Below are 14,977 nucleotides of genomic sequence, written 5' to 3'. Positions count from 1 at the left end.
GCGTTATTACGTCATTGTAACAAAATTAGGCTCATGGAATATCGGCTAATTCGAGTTTAAAAGAGAGAAATATGTGTAAACGTTACCTGACCCAGTTTTTCCTGATCATGGGCTTGACTGCTGCTATGCCTGCATTCTCCGCAGAGGAGTCGGCACCTAACCTTGCGTATTTCACTCTCGAGCCGGAATTGACCACTAACTTCCACACCAAAGGCAAGCGACTTGGCTATGTTCAAGTGCGTATTGATGTCATGGTCGGCGACGTGAATGATTTAGCGATTATTGAGCATCACCAGCCGCTAATTCGCGATGCTGTGATTGAACTACTAGGCAAACAAAATGCCGATGTGATTAAGTCTTTGGCGGGACGAGAAGAGATCCGTCAGATGCTGGTCGAAAATCTCAACAACTTGCTATTGGCAGAGACAGGTAAAGCGGTCATTGCCGACCTTCTGTTTACCAAATATCTCTACCAATAGAATGAGCGTGTTGGGCTAAGCTATTTTCAAGCGTCTTTAAGCCTTGGCTGTCTTTAAGCGATAGCTGTCGAGTAGGCCCAACGCCACACCCGCCAACAAACCGGTCAGGTGCGCCATATTGGCGATAGCAAGGAACGGCTGAACAAAGCCAAGCACAAGCCAAACCAGCATAAAGGCAACGATAGGCTTAGGGATAATAAGACCGATATCAGGACGCTTCACCGTGAGCATCCACAGGTAGCCGACTAGCGCATACACAACCCCAGACAAACCACCGAAGTTTGCTCCCTCAATCCAATACTGACCGATTCCCGAAATAGCGGCAGAGACGAAAAAGATCTCTAACAGCTTCTTACCACCAAGGCGCTTATCAATATCCCCACCTAACTGCCACCACCACAGCAGGTTAAAGATGATGTGCATGGCAGAGAAATGCAGCAAGGCGTGACTAAACCAGCGCCATACTTGCCACTCCTGTCCATCAAAAGCTGGAAAGTGCAGCCAAGAGAACACCCACTGCCCTAATCCAACAAACTGAGTGATATAGATTACCGAGCACAATACCATGACAGAGAGTGTCGTTATCCCAGCTTTTGCTTTGAGCATTGAGGCAAAGCTTGGCGTTTGATAGTGGAATGCATTGCGGCGCGTTTCTGCCATATCCCATGACGATGCTTGGTACTTGGGATTCATAGGGTCATCGAGAAAATGCTTGAGCTCAACCTCCGCTTCAAGCTGGTCTTCACTGTTCATCAGCCAGAGTACGAACTGACCACCACCCTCGGGCATCATTTGGACATCAATCTTTCTCGATGCCATGTAATCGATAAATGCCTGCCCCATTCTCGGGTTCTGCAGGGTGATAAGTCTAACCATTGCTGCTCTCTCTATGTGTGACTCTCTACCGGCAAGGCCGCTCTGTGCCACGCTTCAAAACCGCCATCGACACTGTATACCTGCTCAAACCCTTGATTAAGGAGATACTGAGCTGCGCCTTGACTGCTGATACCGTGATAACACATCACCAATACTGGTGCTTCAAATTCAACCTGCTGCATGAAATCAACAATGCTGTCATTGGTTAAGTGGTATGCCTCAGTGGCATGAGCGACATTAAAACTCTGGATATCACGGATATCCACCAGCCTTGCTTCGTCGTTGTCTTGTAGTAACTGATGTGCCCCGTGCACGTCAATATGTTGAAACTGCTCCATAGAGTCTAATCCTTTACTTTCATCGCACTTAGCGCTACGTCAAAATTAAGCGTATTGCATGCGTTTTTTTGGTTATTTTCTCTCGCTCGATAATAGCACTATTCAGTGCTAACAAAGTACCGACACCTTTTAGGGTTATCCACTTCAGTCTACATTTTCACCAGCTGTGTGTAACTCTGTGGATTGCGTTGATAAAGTGGTTTTGGATCATTTGATCCACTACATCTAGGTATGATCTTGATCTAACTGTGGGTAAAGCAAAAGGTATCCCCAAGGCCAAAAGCCTCTCAAAGCACCATTTGTCGCTGCTTTCTGACAGTTGGCAAATAATTTCATCACAGACTTATCCACAGGCAAGAGACGAAATTTTGCGATCAATTATCGGATCGAGATGACCACTTGATCTGGTACTTAACAACGCATTGCCGAGATCAAAAAAGCCGAGGTCAATTGACCTCGGCTTTTAAAAATTTGCTTCGCGATGTGCGGAGGTTAAAACTCACCCACTGCCGCTTTCAGCTTCTTCATCGCATTCTTTTCTAGCTGACGGATACGCTCTGCAGACACACCGTAATTATCGGCGAGATCTTGCAACGTTGACTTGTTGTCATCCAACCAACGAGAGCGAACGATGTGTTGGCTGCGATCATCAAGCGTCGCTAATGCGTGGCTTAGACGATTGTTGGTGTGAGCTTCCCAGTTTTGAGCTTCGTAGTCCTCGGCCAAATCTGAGCTCTTATCTTCTAGATACAGCGCAGGCGCGGTGTAGGTTGTACCTGAGTCATCATCATCGCTCGGCATCTCGAACGTTGAATCTTGCGCTGCAAGACGAGATTCCATTTCACGAACCTCTGATGGTTCAACACCGAGCTCTTTCGCTACCGTTTCAACTTCGCCATTGTTAAACCAACCTAAGCGCTTCTTCGACTTACGTAAGTTGAAAAACAGCTTACGCTGAGCTTTGGTGGTCGCGATCTTAACGATACGCCAGTTACGCAGCACGTACTCGTGGATCTCTGCTTTAATCCAATGCACTGCAAATGAAACCAGTCTTACACCCACTTCAGGGTTAAAACGTTTCACTGCTTTCATCAGACCAATGTTGCCTTCTTGAACCAAGTCAGCCATAGGTAGACCATAACCGGAGTAGCCACGAGCAACATGAACAACAAAGCGAAGGTGCGATAAGATCAGACCTTTCGCTGCCTCTATTTCACCATCGTAGTGTAATCTTTCTGCTAGTTCACGCTCCTCATCAGCGGTCAGCATAGGGTAGCTGTTCACTGAACGGATATAGCTGTCTAAGCTATCTTGTGTTACTAAAGCCATTGGATACGCTTGGTTTGCCATTCACTTCCTCATCTATCTCGAGTAGGGTCAACACCTTCTTAACCTGACAATACTGGACCTAAACCATGACAGTTTCAAGAAGGGGTTAGTAATTATGCATAATCAATAGGTCTAAACAAGTGTTATTACCGATTAAATTTAACTCATTAATAGGTAAACGCACCATTAATGAGAGCTAAATCTCACTATGTTATTGAAACGTTGAACGATTATTCGCTCAGGTCGACCAACGATGTTTATGCCACTATTTAAGACCCTTTTCGCTTAAACCGGTTCAATTTCTTTTAAATGACGCTTTGCCGAGATTCTCGCCGCGCCAGTGCCTAGGAACAAACCCAACATTAAAATCAACAAGGTTTCATCCCAGCCAAGTCCAAGCAATCGAAAATCACTGTCGTAAAGCATGGCCAAATCGGTGACTGTGCTGTTGATAATAATCGTCAGCAACGCGGTAAGCAGCCACGCGACGAGCGCTCCAATCAATCCAAACCACATTCCTGAGTAAAGATACGGTCTAAGGATGTAGGCATCGGTCGCGCCTATCAGTTTCATGGTCTGAATAGCTTCTTTATTCGCAAGCACATTAAAGCGCAGCGTATTACCGACAATGAGAAACACCGACACTAACATCAAAGCAGACAAGCTAATCACCAAGGTCGATGCAAGGTTCTTGATTGCATCAAAGCGCCCTAGCCAATCTTCATCACGACGAACATCAGTAATGTCGCTACGGGTGCGAAGCTTAGATACCAATTCTCGATCAGTCTCAACGCTGGTATCACTAGGAATGATCACCAATACTCCCGGCAATGCGTAGCCATCCAGTAAGCTTAGCGCTTGATCGAGGCCTGAGTGCTGACTCAAGTCTGCCAAACCTTGCTGCGGCGTGATGTATTCGACCTCGCTCACCATCTCCCAGCTCTCGATATCATCTTTCAGCACTAAAACGCGTGCATCCGGCACCCCAACATCGATAAATGCGGTCACTTGAGACTGGCTGGCCACATTCGACGTCACTGCCGCCACGTTCTTACCCAGTAGGTACAAACATGCGGGCATGGTGAGCGCCATAGAAATAACCGCTAAGGTAAGAATATTGCCTAGTGGACGCTGCCACATTTCTACCAGTGACGATTTAGCCTGTCGCCAGTGCACAGTAAAGAAGCCATCGGACTTGAGTCGATGCTTAGCCGGCTTTTTTTTACGCTTAAACACCATCGCTCACCTCACTTAAAAAGCCTTGATTAAGCTCTAGGTAACGGTATTGAGGGCGAGAGCGTACGAGATGTATGTCATGCGTCGCTAACAGGATGGACACGCCAGCACGGTTAAACTCTTCGAATAGCTTCAACACTTTGTTCGAAAGCTCAGGGTCTAGGTTACCCGTCGGCTCATCCGCAAGCAGCATGGTCGGGCGATTGACGACAGCGCGAGCAATACCAACACGCTGCTGTTCACCACCAGAAAGCTGACTTGGTAAACACTTCATCTTATCGAGCAGCCCAGTTTTATCTAGCGCAGCTGAAACGCGGCGTTTGATTTCATTCTCCGAGATGGACTCGATACGCATTGGCAGCGCAACGTTATCAAATACAGTGCGATCCATCAGCAAGCGGTGATCTTGGAAAACGATGCCAATATTGCGGCGCAAGAACGGAATATCTTTCGAAGGTAGTCTACTGATATCGTGGTCATTAAATAGGATACGACCATCGGTTGGTCGTTCAATCGCACAGATAAGCTTTAGTAAGGTACTTTTCCCTGCGCCGGAGTGGCCTCCCAAAAATGCCATCTCACCGCGCTTTAAGTGAAAATCGACTTTTTGCAGCGCTTGTCGCCCACCTCGATAGGCTTTACTCACTTGCTCAAATTTGATCACCGAATCATTCCTCTGATTTGGATGTCTTAGGTCAGAAAGGGGATGCCATGCATCCCCTTAATTTATTCTTCTCGACTAAACAGTGCGTCGATAAATTCTTTGGTCTCAAACGGCCTTAAATCGTCAATGCCTTCACCAACACCAATATAGCGGATTGGGATTTGGAACTGATCCGCCAGCGCAAAAATTACCCCGCCTTTTGCGGTGCCATCAAGCTTAGTTAACGTAATGCCTGTCAGCGGTGCCACATCACTAAACAGCTTAGCTTGGCTAATCGCATTTTGACCGGTACCGGCATCAAGCGTCAGCATGATCTCGTGTGGTGCAGAATCATCAATCTTCTTCATCACACGCACAATCTTGCGCAGCTCTTCCATCAGGTTCGCTTTATTCTGCAGACGACCCGCGGTATCCGCGATAACCACGTCCACCCCGCGCGCTTTCGCCGCTTCAATAGCGTCGTAAATCACCGATGCGCTGTCCGCTCCAGTATGCTGAGCAATCACTGGGACATCGTTACGCTCACCCCAAACCTGCAACTGCTCTACCGCCGCTGCACGGAAGGTATCGCCCGCCGCTAGCATGACTTTCTTGCCTTCCGCTTGGAACTGCTTGGCAAGCTTACCAATCGTCGTGGTTTTACCCACACCGTTCACACCCACCATTAGGATAACGAACGGAGTCTTAGTGGTATCAACTTCTAATGGCTTTTCGACATGACTAAGGATGTCGGCCATCTCATCTTTAAGAAGACCATACAACGCTTCGCCATCTTTTAAATCGGCACGAGACGCTTTTTCTGTAAGATTATCAATAATTTTTACTGTGGTGTTCATGCCCACGTCAGCAATGAGTAGCTGCTCTTCTAGCTCTTCAAACAGCTCATCATCGATCTCTTTGCCTTTAAACAGACCAAAGAAACCGGCACCGATGTTGGCTTTGGTGCGGCTCAGACTGCGTTTCAAGCGTGCAAAAAAGCTCTCTGTTGGTTTTTCTTGCTCCTGAACTCGAGCAACAACTGGGGCTTCTGCTTCTGCTTCTGCTTCTGCTTCTGCTTCTGCTTCTGCTTCTGCTTCTGCTTCTGCTTTTTCAGTATCTTCGGTTTCGTTAGCCGCAACGACTACTTGCTCGGCTGGCTCAGTAGCGGTTGGTTCTGCGTCGTCTTGTTGTTCAACACTCGCTTCAACCTGTTCAGCTTGTTGCTGCTCAGCATCAGTCGATGCGTCTGCATCTAGCTGTTCGGATTGAGTCTCCGCGGCAGTGTCTTGCTGTTTTTGCTCTGTTTGATCTTCGTCGCCAAAGCCGAGCCAAGAGAGAAGTCCGCGTTTTTTCTTTTCTGTCATCTGAAACTATCCTGAATACTGTCTTTTCAAATGTCTTAAATTCGTCGTAGCCTAGACGTTATAGGTTAACGTCTGGCGGTGCAAAAAATATTTGTGACAAAGCAGTGAAAACTTTTCTCAGAGATTGGTACACTTCGTCACTTATTAATTTAAGCTCGTTAATGAGCCCGTTATAGTATCACTTTATTGGCGGTCAAAAAATCTATGGTTAGACGTCGCAAGCAAACTCCATCACAAAAACCATCGTCTCAGATGGGTAGCGTTCGCATCATTAGCGGACTTTGGCGTGGTCGCAAGCTCCCTGTACATGATGCGGAGGGTTTAAGACCAACGACCGACCGCGTTAAAGAGACGGTATTTAACTGGCTGGCACAAGATGTTCCCCACGCCAAAGTACTGGACCTGTTTGCGGGCTCTGGCGGTTTAGGGTTTGAAGCCGCATCAAGGCAAGCCGACCATGTCACTATGATTGAGCTTAATGACAAAGCCTATAAGCAGATCGTTAGTAACATTGCGCTGGTCAAAGCGGACAATATCAAAGCTCATCATGGCGACGCGCTCAGCTTTTTATCACAAGCTGGCGAGCCACAAGACTTGGTCTTCATCGATCCACCGTTTCGAAAGGGATTACTGCCGGATGTCATCGACCGTTTAGAGAATAATGGTTGGCTTGCAGACAATGCGTTAATCTATATAGAAACGGAAAAAGAACTGCAGCTTGACGCTATTCCAGAGCACTGGGACTTACTAAAAGAAAAGACGGCGGGTCAGGTTAGCTACCGATTATTTGAGAGGGAATCACAATGAAAGCGCTACTCATGCTAGCAAAAATCGCCTTCGGGTTTGTTTGGTTTGTCTTGATACTGAATATCTTCCATCCATTTCCGGGCAAAGGTGCCATCGCTCTCTATATCATGACCGCGTTCTTGTTCTTGATGCATGGCGTTCAAATGGCGATTTTCCTTGGTGCCTTTGGCGACAAGTTGAAACTGGGCACATGGGAGAAATACTCGATACTTGCGTTTGGTATTTTTGCCCTACTGGATATCCGTCAAAAACACATGATGGGGCCTGCTCCAGAGCCAGAAGACCAAACTGCTGAAAACAGCGATAAAAAGTAATGTTTAGAAAAAGAGCCGCAATAGCGGCTCTTTTCTTTTTTGACCCATCACCCGAGGTGTTTAACCTAGGTAACTCTTCACCCCGTTCAGGAACATCTGGGTTGAAATCATAACTAGTAATAAGCCCATCAATCGCTCGACGGCCTTAAGACCTCTCTCACCCAGCATTTTATGGAAAAAGTTATAGAACATGAGAATAAAGAAGGTCGCCCCCCAAGCAATCAAAACCGCAGCAGACAGCTCTACCAAGCTGTCTGGGTTTTGAGTCGAGAGCAATAAAACCGATGCGATGACAGAGGGACCCGCAATCATTGGGATCGCCATAGGTACAATAAAGGGCTCTTCCCCCGCGGCTAAGCCCGTCACACTGCCAGCCTGTGGAAAAATCATGCGTATCGCTATGATAAATAGGATAATACCGCCGGAAATACTTAGCGTCTCCGGCTCAACGTGTAAGAAGCTAAGTATGCCTTTGCCTGCAAAAAGGAACAGAAGCAGAATGAGCAAAGCAAAGCACAATTCACGGACCAATACCTTTCTACGTCGCTCTGGGTCGAGGTGTTTAAGTATCGAGAGTATGATGGGAAGGTTGCCGAGCGGGTCCATGATAAGGAATAACATGGTCGCCGCTGAAAGAATATCCATGGATTACAGCCTGCTATCTAAGAATTTGCAGTGGAGTATAGCAGGCTAATTCTTAATTAGTGAGAACAGACTCGCTCGATGTTTAGCGTCCACAAACCCTCATTCTCAATCACTTTCTGCTTTTCGATAAAGAACGCTAGCAAAGCCTCAAGATCAAAGCCTTCTCGGCTACATGTACGGAAAGTAGCATCCGCGCCAAACTGATCAAGAACGGTTTGCTCTAACTGCTCACGGCTCATTGGTTGCTCACGCAGCAGGTTAAGAACTTTGTGGGCATGGATAGATGTTGTCATGAAGATTACCTCACTAAATAGCGTGCTACTATGCTAGCCAATCTTAGCGTGGCGCATCATGATCTGACGCAAGCCAAAGCGACGCTATATCATTTGAGTTGAGCTCGACAGCGCCGAAGCCACAATAAGACCATGCGCCAGGTAGTAGCTTCCCGATACAGCATAACTGGCGCGTTTTGATTGGAAATGGTACTTATCCAGTGCTAGCAGCAACGCTGACAGGGCAAGACACGCCGCCCCCGCAAACCCAATCATCGCCTCAAACGAACGGGTAATTAGCCACGCCTCGCCTGCGGCACACATAAGATGAACCAGTGATAAACCCATCAAGGCAACGGGCATAAGAAATGAATCGAGTCTAGGTAATAGTAATAAGAAGGTGACGATAGCAATGCAGAACAACAATGCAGGCAGCCAAAGCACAAACTCACTGTTCACTTGTCCCCACATAGCCCAGCTATAAGCGAGTTGCGCCGCTATGTATCCAAAAAAACTGAGTTTGGTAAAACGTCGCCACTGCACGACTCCGTCGCTAACAGTAAATAGCACTAACCCTACCAGTATCCACATTTGGTAAGGCTCGAACATTCCCGTCTTGATAAGTATGACAGCCAAAAGAGCGTGTGTTAGTCCACTAAACACCACCATTCGGGCTTTGTCCCCTTTCTCACCAGCAAAAATAAACAGCAAACACGATAGGGCTACAGCTAGCCAACTCCACATACACACACCTAATTCTTATTTTCGAACCCAGTGTATGAAGCTGATGATGACTGTCCAGTGGCAAGGTTCAAAAGTTGGACTTGTCTTAAACTAAAAAAGTTTGCCTTTGACAGGCCAAGATTCAGTGTGAGTACGTCCCTTTTGTCACTCAAACATAAAAATTACAAAGCAAACGTTTTCCTTTCTTTGCTATGACGTAACGTGGTTTTTCCGATAGTGGATCATTAACGCTAACGTAAACCAACATCACCCACTCAGAAAACTCAACCTAAGCCATTGTTTTACAGCAACTAAAATAAGAATCACTCTAACAAAGCTCGCTCATTAACTTTCTAATAACTTAATAAAAGTTACGGTTTTCCTATCACCTCTTAAGAAAATCAGCCCTACTTTCTCATCTATCAGTAAATCACCTTCTTAATTAGACACCAAAAACAATGCTTAACTAGGTATTCACCTCAGGTTGACACCAAACCCCCAAAACAAACACCAGTTATAACGAACACTACGCAATCACAAATTTATTCTTAAATAACAATCAGTTAATTTAAATCTACATCACAAAACCACGTGCGGTCAAAATTAACCCAGAATAAATACACTGTTTCTTTGTGGCATTAAGATCATATTTAGGGTGGAAAACTTATAAAAATGGAGTTTTTTTGACAATATCCTTGCCTAAAAGCCAAAACAGGTGCTATTCTTATATCCAACGACAGAATTAATAAAAGGAGCAGTGTTATGATTTCATCTTCTCAGAAGCAAGGTCTAGTGATGATAGCCGTAGTGGTAGGGCTAATGACACTGCCGATGCTTTACTAATAGCGATGAGTAGACGTTAATCTACAAGATCAAAAAAGGGACGCTTAATGCGTCCCTTTTGCTATTTGGGGTAAACACTCTCATTTAGAGATGATGTGTAGCACCTTCTCCCAGTGCACGTAGTAGAAGCCCATTGCAAGCAAGGTGATCAGTGCCATCAACCACATGGCGGTGCGCCAAATAAAGCGACTGCTTCTAGGCGTTAACTCTTGTTCACACTCATCACAGGCACGAAGAAATCCTGATTTGTCATCCAACTCAAAATCTTCTTCATGAACGATCTTGTTGCGAATGGTCGCGATGTATCTCAATTTGCTAATCACATCATGCGGTAGCCGTTCTTCACAGCTAGTCACAAGTTGATGTAAGCCCTTACCATCGGCGCGATATTGCTGCCTAAGCAACTTCTCTAAGCGCCTCGTTCGTAAAACAACACGTTCAATATCAGACATATGCATCCCTCCAACCACCAGCGAACTGTGAAAAAAAGGTGTGCTGGCTAATGTCCAAAACTTTGGTTCACTCCATTGTTAACCATCTGTATTAAGAATTCGACAATTGTAAGGTAAATTCAAGTAAAGATTTAAACCTAATTCAGCCCGCTTTTGTGTGATATGAGCCTAAAAATCTTGGCTAAACCAACGATGACAGCTTATTTTCTGCTGGTTTTGTGCGATCTTAGTTCCAGCGTACTGAAATGAATGGGGTTTGTATGCCTATCTCTCTGATTATTGCTGTCATTGTACTGATCGTTATTGCTGGCTATCATTTTGTTTTCATTCAAAGAAAACACACACTTGGTATTGATGCGCCTGAGCGAAAAGCCTCTGTTACCATTCTTGATAAGCAGGTTGTTGCCACCGAAGACCCGACCCAAGAAGACGAATACTGGATCTACATTCAAAAAGGCGCATTTGGCCCCAAAAGAGAGTTCCAGATTGGCGTCCACTACTATCATCACCTCAATCCTGGCGATAAAGGCGTACTGACTTATCAGGGTGATAAATTCCTACATTTTGCGCTAAATCGTTAAATCCCATAGATTTACGTCGCTTATCAGTCGTGGTAGCGTAACGCTTAGCTCAATCACATGGATGTTAATCATGAGTTTCTATTCTAACGTGAAACTAAAAGCTGTTTTCGCGTGTATCGCGCTGCTTACCTCGGGCTGTAGCTCTGCTTATCAGGGTCGAGTCAATGATGCCGAAGTACACCTGGTCGACTATTTCCAACGTGGTGACGGCGCGCAGGCGCTGATTGATAATATGGATGCATTGAGTATCGACCACTCATACGTCATGGGGTTGCCTGTGATTAAAAAGTGGGATGCGAGCGCACCTAAGGCACCGCGCTTTGTGTATGGTGACGACACCCCGGTCTACTATTATTCATTTACCGATGAGCTCATTGCGCGCGAGGTAGAATCACTACCGAAGCCAAGCCAAGCTAGGCTGCACCCTTTTCTTAGTGGGTTTAACACTACAGACATGAATGCCGCGGAGCACATCGAGCGCGAGCTGACATTTCGCCCTGGGTTTTGGAAAGGTATTGGGGAGGTGATCACTCGTCATGACCATCTAACCGCACTCACCGCCGATGAGAAACCAAGAGCAAACCACCCAGCACTTGCCAAAGTCTATGATTTAGCGGCTAAGCACGATCTTCCCGTACTGCTGCACACCAATATCACCTCACAGCGCGAGGATAATCCGCTTTATCTAAAAGAGCTTGAAGAGGCACTCAGTAACCACCCTAACACCCGCTTTCTCTGGGCTCATGCGGGTACCACGACCACACTCACTCGAACCATCAAGATGCGATTCCTCTACCAAACCGTGGCAGACCTTTTAAGTGAGCATGACAACCTGTACATCTTGGCGTCTTGGAGTCTCATTGAGGTCATCGCGCCCCAAGGTCGAGTCGACAGCCGCTGGCTATCATTGATTGAGGCGTATCCTGAGCGGTTTATGATTGGTAGTGATGTCGTGGGTCAATTTCAGTATCAGCAAGGAGCGCTCGCGATATGGGACCCGGTACTGTCTGCACTGCCTAAACATGTCGCCAATAAAATGGCGTATCAAAACATGCTGACCGTCTTACCGAAAAGCACCCCCTCAGGCGATAACTAGCTTAACGCCTGAACCTTCTGACTCCAGCGTTGTGCATCCGCCAGCGCTGCAAACACTTGGTTTTGTGATACCCCAAGCTGAGCTCGATGCTTCTCAAGCCCCTGCCAGTCGGCTGATTCGAAACACTCTCCCATCGACAGCAATCGTCCATACGGACCTTGCCTCTCTAGCAGCGCACGTTTGATCTCTTCGCATAGTGGCAGTTGAGTAATCAATTGGTCTAGGGAGAGATCCATCAAAGCATCCAGAATCGAGAATAAGCCGATCATAAATGCCTGATCTTTGTAATCTCTAAACGGCGGGTATTTGGTCATCAATCGGCAGAATTGAGCACGTTGCAATGAGAGCTCATAGAGTGCTTTGGGCTTACTGCTCGAAATGAACGACGCAACGGTCAGCGACACAAACAGTTTGAGTTTCTCTTGCCCTAGATACACCAAAGCTTGTCTAAATGAGGAGATTTCAGACTCGAGGCGTGGATTCATGGTATTAACAAACTGCAGCAACTTATAAGAAAGCGTAACGTCTTTAGCAACGATCTGCTCAATCTTGTCAAAGTCCACTTCAGGCATACACACCTGTTGGAACAGCTCCATCGCCACCAGTTGCTCAGCGCTGATATAAACCTGTTTTTCCATGACAGGTTTGCTAAAGAAAAAGCCCTGAAAGAACTTAAACCCAGCTTGTTTGGTCAAGAGGAACTCTTGCTCTGTCTCGACACGCTCAGCAAGGTAATGCCTTGGGCTGCCTTTGGCTTTTTGGCGCTGAACAAACTCACATGCCTGCTCGACGCCCATTGACATGATGTCTAGTTTAACGATCTGCACAAATGGGAGGAATCGTTCCCACGCGTCGGTATAGACGAAATCGTCAAGAGCAATGATGTAGCCACTACGGGCTAACTCTTTGACTGCATCATATAACTCATCGTTTGGTTCACAGGTTTCAAGGATCTCAATCACCACACTCTCTTTCGGTAATATGAGTGGCAGCCTGCGAATCAGACTCTGCTGAGGGAAATTGATAAAGCAGCGTGAACTAGAGAGCGCTGGATTGATACCCAACGATAAGAAGTTTTCTGCGATCAACCGGTAGGTGGCGCGATTCGCTTCCACGTGAGCTGGAAAGGCGTTCCGTTCTCCATCACGGAACAGCAACTCGTAACCCAAGGTGTGCCGGCGGGCATTAAAAATGGGCTGGCGAGCTACGTAGGTGGCGTACATATCCAAAACGCGGCCTTACGATTTCGCGGCGGCAAGCAAAGCGCCACATCCTACAAACATTGAACCAAATAACTTATTAATGCGTCCCATGACACGATCAGAGCGAATATAACGCCCCATCTGTGAAGCGAGCGACGTATAACCGAGCATAACGATTGAGTCTATCGTTACTGTCGTGATACCAAGAATCATGAGCTGCTGAACTTGGTCGCCAGCAGGGTCGATAAATTGCGGAAACAGTGCGACGAGAAAGACGATCGACTTAGGGTTAGTCAGATTAATCAGCACAGCACTGCGCAGCAGTTGACCTGCGGTACGACTTTCATGTTCAGAGCTAGCCTTTACGGATGAGGTATCACGCCACTTTTGAATACCAAGCCAAATCAGGTAAACCACACCTACCCACTTGATAATGCTAAACGCCAGCGCTGATTTTGCTACTAAAGCACCAATTCCGGCCCCCACCAACATAATGTGGATCGCCAAACCAATTTGCAGTCCAGCAATGGCAGCTAGGGATTTACGTGTCCCGTAACTTAGGCCGTTACTGATCGAGTTAACGGTACCCGAACCTGGCGCCAAGCTAAATACGATCGCTGTAACCACATAAGCGAACCAAACATGATAATCCATTGTAATTCCTCACCACTGGTTTACTCTTAACTGAATAAGACGTTCCGTGGAATGATAACCCTGTAAAATGACACAAAAGTGTCTAAAAAACAGCGCATTATACATAAAAATTGAAGCAGGCCCATGTATGCACACGATAAATGCTACTGACATCTCTTATACTCAAGAGCCAGAGTTTGAGCAAGTAATAAACACTCACATTGCTCAATTATGGGAGAATCGACAGGAAGGGAAGCTAAAAGCAAAGGATGGTACCCAATTATACTGGTGCAAATTAACGCACGAAAATCATCAGAAAGCCCTCATCGTAGTCAATGGCCGTATTGAATCTGCATGGAAATACCAAGAGCTGTTCTACGACTTCTTCCAACAAGGTTACGACATCTATTCGTTTGACCACAGAGGCCAAGGCCTATCAAGCCACCTGGCCCCTAATCCTGAGATGGGCCACGTCCATGAGTTCGATGACTACCTCGATGACATGGACCTTGTATTAAAGAGTTTTGACTTAAGCCGCTATCAGCAGCGCCATGTCCTTGCTCACTCTATGGGCGGAAATATTGCGACTCGCTATATTCAAACTCGTCCCGACCACAACTTCGATAAGATTGCGCTCAGTGCGCCTATGTACGGCGTCAATGTGCCATGGTATCTAAAGCCAATCGCTCCATTTGTGGCGCAGATTATGACGGCTATTTACCCGGTGCCGACCTATGCGCCAGGATATCAAGGCTATGTCGCCAAGCCCTTTGAGATCAACCCGCTCTCCTCAAGCGAGGTCCGCTACCACTGGTTTAGAGACTTGTACGAAAGGATGCCGGAGTTAAAGATTGGCGGTCCAAGCACTCGGTGGGTATGGCAAGGCTTAATGGCTGCCAAGCAGTGTATCCAGCAAACTAGGCAGGTAAAAATACCGCTGCTTCTGGTGCAAGCTGGCGCAGACCAGATTGTGAGTAACCAAGATCAGCAGCGCTTTGTTAGCAAGCTCTCACGTACCAATCAACACGCCAAGATGGTGACGGTCGAGGGCGCAAAACATGAAGTTTTGTTTGAAAAAGATGCCTACCGAAATCAAGCACTCGATGCCGTAAGCCATTTCTTTTCAAAGCAATAACACGTAACA

The 14,977-nt window shown here is 46.6% G+C and carries 18 protein-coding genes; 6 read left to right on the top strand and 12 right to left on the bottom strand.

The genetic code is table 11. The annotated features are described in order from the left end of the window. The first annotated feature begins 71 nt into the window (after positions 1–71). Complete coding sequence (locus LY387_RS00485) at positions 72–479, top strand: flagellar basal body-associated protein FliL (protein ID WP_128649880.1); 408 nt, start codon at positions 72–74, stop codon at positions 477–479. A 36-nt stretch (positions 480–515) separates the two neighbouring features. Here the strand turns inward: LY387_RS00485 and glpG are convergent, their stop codons facing one another. The 6 genes from glpG to ftsY all read right to left on the bottom strand — a co-directional run bounded on the left by glpG (position 516) and on the right by ftsY (position 6,265). Next, on the bottom strand, positions 516–1,355 hold the full coding sequence (gene glpG / locus LY387_RS00480; protein ID WP_234494952.1) for a rhomboid family intramembrane serine protease GlpG: 840 nt from the start codon (positions 1,353–1,355) through the stop codon (positions 516–518). Between the two features lie 11 nt (positions 1,356–1,366). Next, entirely contained in the window at positions 1,367–1,693 is a 327-nt protein-coding gene (glpE, locus tag LY387_RS00475) for a thiosulfate sulfurtransferase GlpE (protein WP_042478783.1), read from the bottom strand. 492 nt (positions 1,694–2,185) lie between these two features. Further along, positions 2,186–3,043: an RNA polymerase sigma factor RpoH gene (gene rpoH, locus LY387_RS00470; protein ID WP_234494951.1), complete on the bottom strand. Its 858-nt coding sequence runs from the start codon at positions 3,041–3,043 to the stop codon at positions 2,186–2,188. A 264-nt stretch (positions 3,044–3,307) separates the two neighbouring features. Continuing rightward, on the bottom strand, positions 3,308–4,261 hold the full coding sequence (gene ftsX / locus LY387_RS00465) for a permease-like cell division protein FtsX (protein ID WP_234494950.1): 954 nt from the start codon (positions 4,259–4,261) through the stop codon (positions 3,308–3,310). Then, entirely contained in the window at positions 4,251–4,922 is a 672-nt protein-coding gene (gene ftsE, locus LY387_RS00460; protein WP_042478777.1) for a cell division ATP-binding protein FtsE, read from the bottom strand. Before ftsE ends, ftsX begins: the two co-directional genes overlap by 11 nt. 62 nt (positions 4,923–4,984) lie before the next feature. Further along, positions 4,985–6,265, bottom strand: coding sequence for a signal recognition particle-docking protein FtsY (ftsY, locus tag LY387_RS00455; RefSeq protein WP_234494949.1), 1,281 nt, complete (start codon positions 6,263–6,265; stop codon positions 4,985–4,987). 204 nt (positions 6,266–6,469) lie between these two features. Between ftsY and rsmD the strand changes: the two genes are divergently transcribed. Together rsmD and LY387_RS00445 are read left to right on the top strand one after the other, a co-directional pair. After that, entirely contained in the window at positions 6,470–7,072 is a 603-nt protein-coding gene (rsmD, locus tag LY387_RS00450) for a 16S rRNA (guanine(966)-N(2))-methyltransferase RsmD (protein ID WP_042478818.1), read from the top strand. Next, positions 7,069–7,386 (top strand): DUF1145 domain-containing protein, encoded by a 318-nt coding sequence (locus LY387_RS00445; RefSeq protein ID WP_234494948.1) that lies wholly within the window; start codon positions 7,069–7,071, stop codon positions 7,384–7,386. Before rsmD ends, LY387_RS00445 begins: the two co-directional genes overlap by 4 nt. Positions 7,387–7,446: 60 nt before the next feature. Here the strand turns inward: LY387_RS00445 and LY387_RS00440 are convergent, their stop codons facing one another. The 4 genes from LY387_RS00440 to LY387_RS00425 form a co-directional block, all read right to left on the bottom strand. Continuing rightward, positions 7,447–8,031 carry a YhgN family NAAT transporter gene (locus tag LY387_RS00440; RefSeq protein ID WP_128649876.1) on the bottom strand — a complete coding sequence of 195 codons (585 nt, stop codon included), beginning with the start codon at positions 8,029–8,031 and terminating at the stop codon, positions 7,447–7,449. Positions 8,032–8,087: 56 nt separating this feature from the next. Beyond that, entirely contained in the window at positions 8,088–8,324 is a 237-nt protein-coding gene (locus tag LY387_RS00435) for a YecH family metal-binding protein (RefSeq protein ID WP_042478773.1), read from the bottom strand. Positions 8,325–8,408: 84 nt separating this feature from the next. Next, complete coding sequence (locus tag LY387_RS00430; RefSeq protein ID WP_234494947.1) at positions 8,409–9,047, bottom strand: lysoplasmalogenase family protein; 639 nt, start codon at positions 9,045–9,047, stop codon at positions 8,409–8,411. Positions 9,048–9,949: 902 nt separating this feature from the next. Next, positions 9,950–10,321 carry a hypothetical protein gene (locus tag LY387_RS00425; RefSeq protein WP_042478771.1) on the bottom strand — a complete coding sequence of 124 codons (372 nt, stop codon included), beginning with the start codon at positions 10,319–10,321 and terminating at the stop codon, positions 9,950–9,952. A 260-nt stretch (positions 10,322–10,581) separates the two neighbouring features. Here LY387_RS00425 and LY387_RS00420 point away from each other — a divergent pair, with 260 nt between their 5' ends. Both LY387_RS00420 and LY387_RS00415 read left to right on the top strand, forming a co-directional pair. Next, positions 10,582–10,902 (top strand): DUF2500 domain-containing protein, encoded by a 321-nt coding sequence (locus LY387_RS00420; protein WP_234494946.1) that lies wholly within the window; start codon positions 10,582–10,584, stop codon positions 10,900–10,902. 70 nt (positions 10,903–10,972) lie between these two features. Continuing rightward, entirely contained in the window at positions 10,973–11,998 is a 1,026-nt protein-coding gene (locus LY387_RS00415) for an amidohydrolase family protein (protein ID WP_234494945.1), read from the top strand. On the opposite strand, the gene LY387_RS00410 is transcribed toward LY387_RS00415, so the two are convergent. Continuing rightward, complete coding sequence (locus tag LY387_RS00410; RefSeq protein ID WP_234496025.1) at positions 11,995–13,221, bottom strand: EAL and HDOD domain-containing protein; 1,227 nt, start codon at positions 13,219–13,221, stop codon at positions 11,995–11,997. The genes LY387_RS00415 and LY387_RS00410 overlap by 4 nt on opposite strands. A gap of 15 nt (positions 13,222–13,236) precedes the next feature. Next, on the bottom strand, positions 13,237–13,854 hold the full coding sequence (gene rhtB, locus LY387_RS00405) for a homoserine/homoserine lactone efflux protein (RefSeq protein ID WP_234494944.1): 618 nt from the start codon (positions 13,852–13,854) through the stop codon (positions 13,237–13,239). A 127-nt stretch (positions 13,855–13,981) separates the two neighbouring features. Between rhtB and LY387_RS00400 the strand changes: the two genes are divergently transcribed. After that, positions 13,982–14,968, top strand: a complete 987-nt coding sequence (locus LY387_RS00400; RefSeq protein WP_234494943.1) for an alpha/beta fold hydrolase — start codon at positions 13,982–13,984, stop codon at positions 14,966–14,968. Positions 14,969–14,977 lie beyond the last annotated feature (9 nt).

The sequence above is a fragment of the Vibrio maritimus genome, from assembly GCF_021441885.1.
GTDB classification, from domain to species: Bacteria; Pseudomonadota; Gammaproteobacteria; order Enterobacterales; family Vibrionaceae; genus Vibrio; species Vibrio maritimus_B.
The sequence above is the reverse complement of the archived record's forward strand: the minus strand, read 5'-3'. Positions and strand labels throughout refer to the sequence as shown.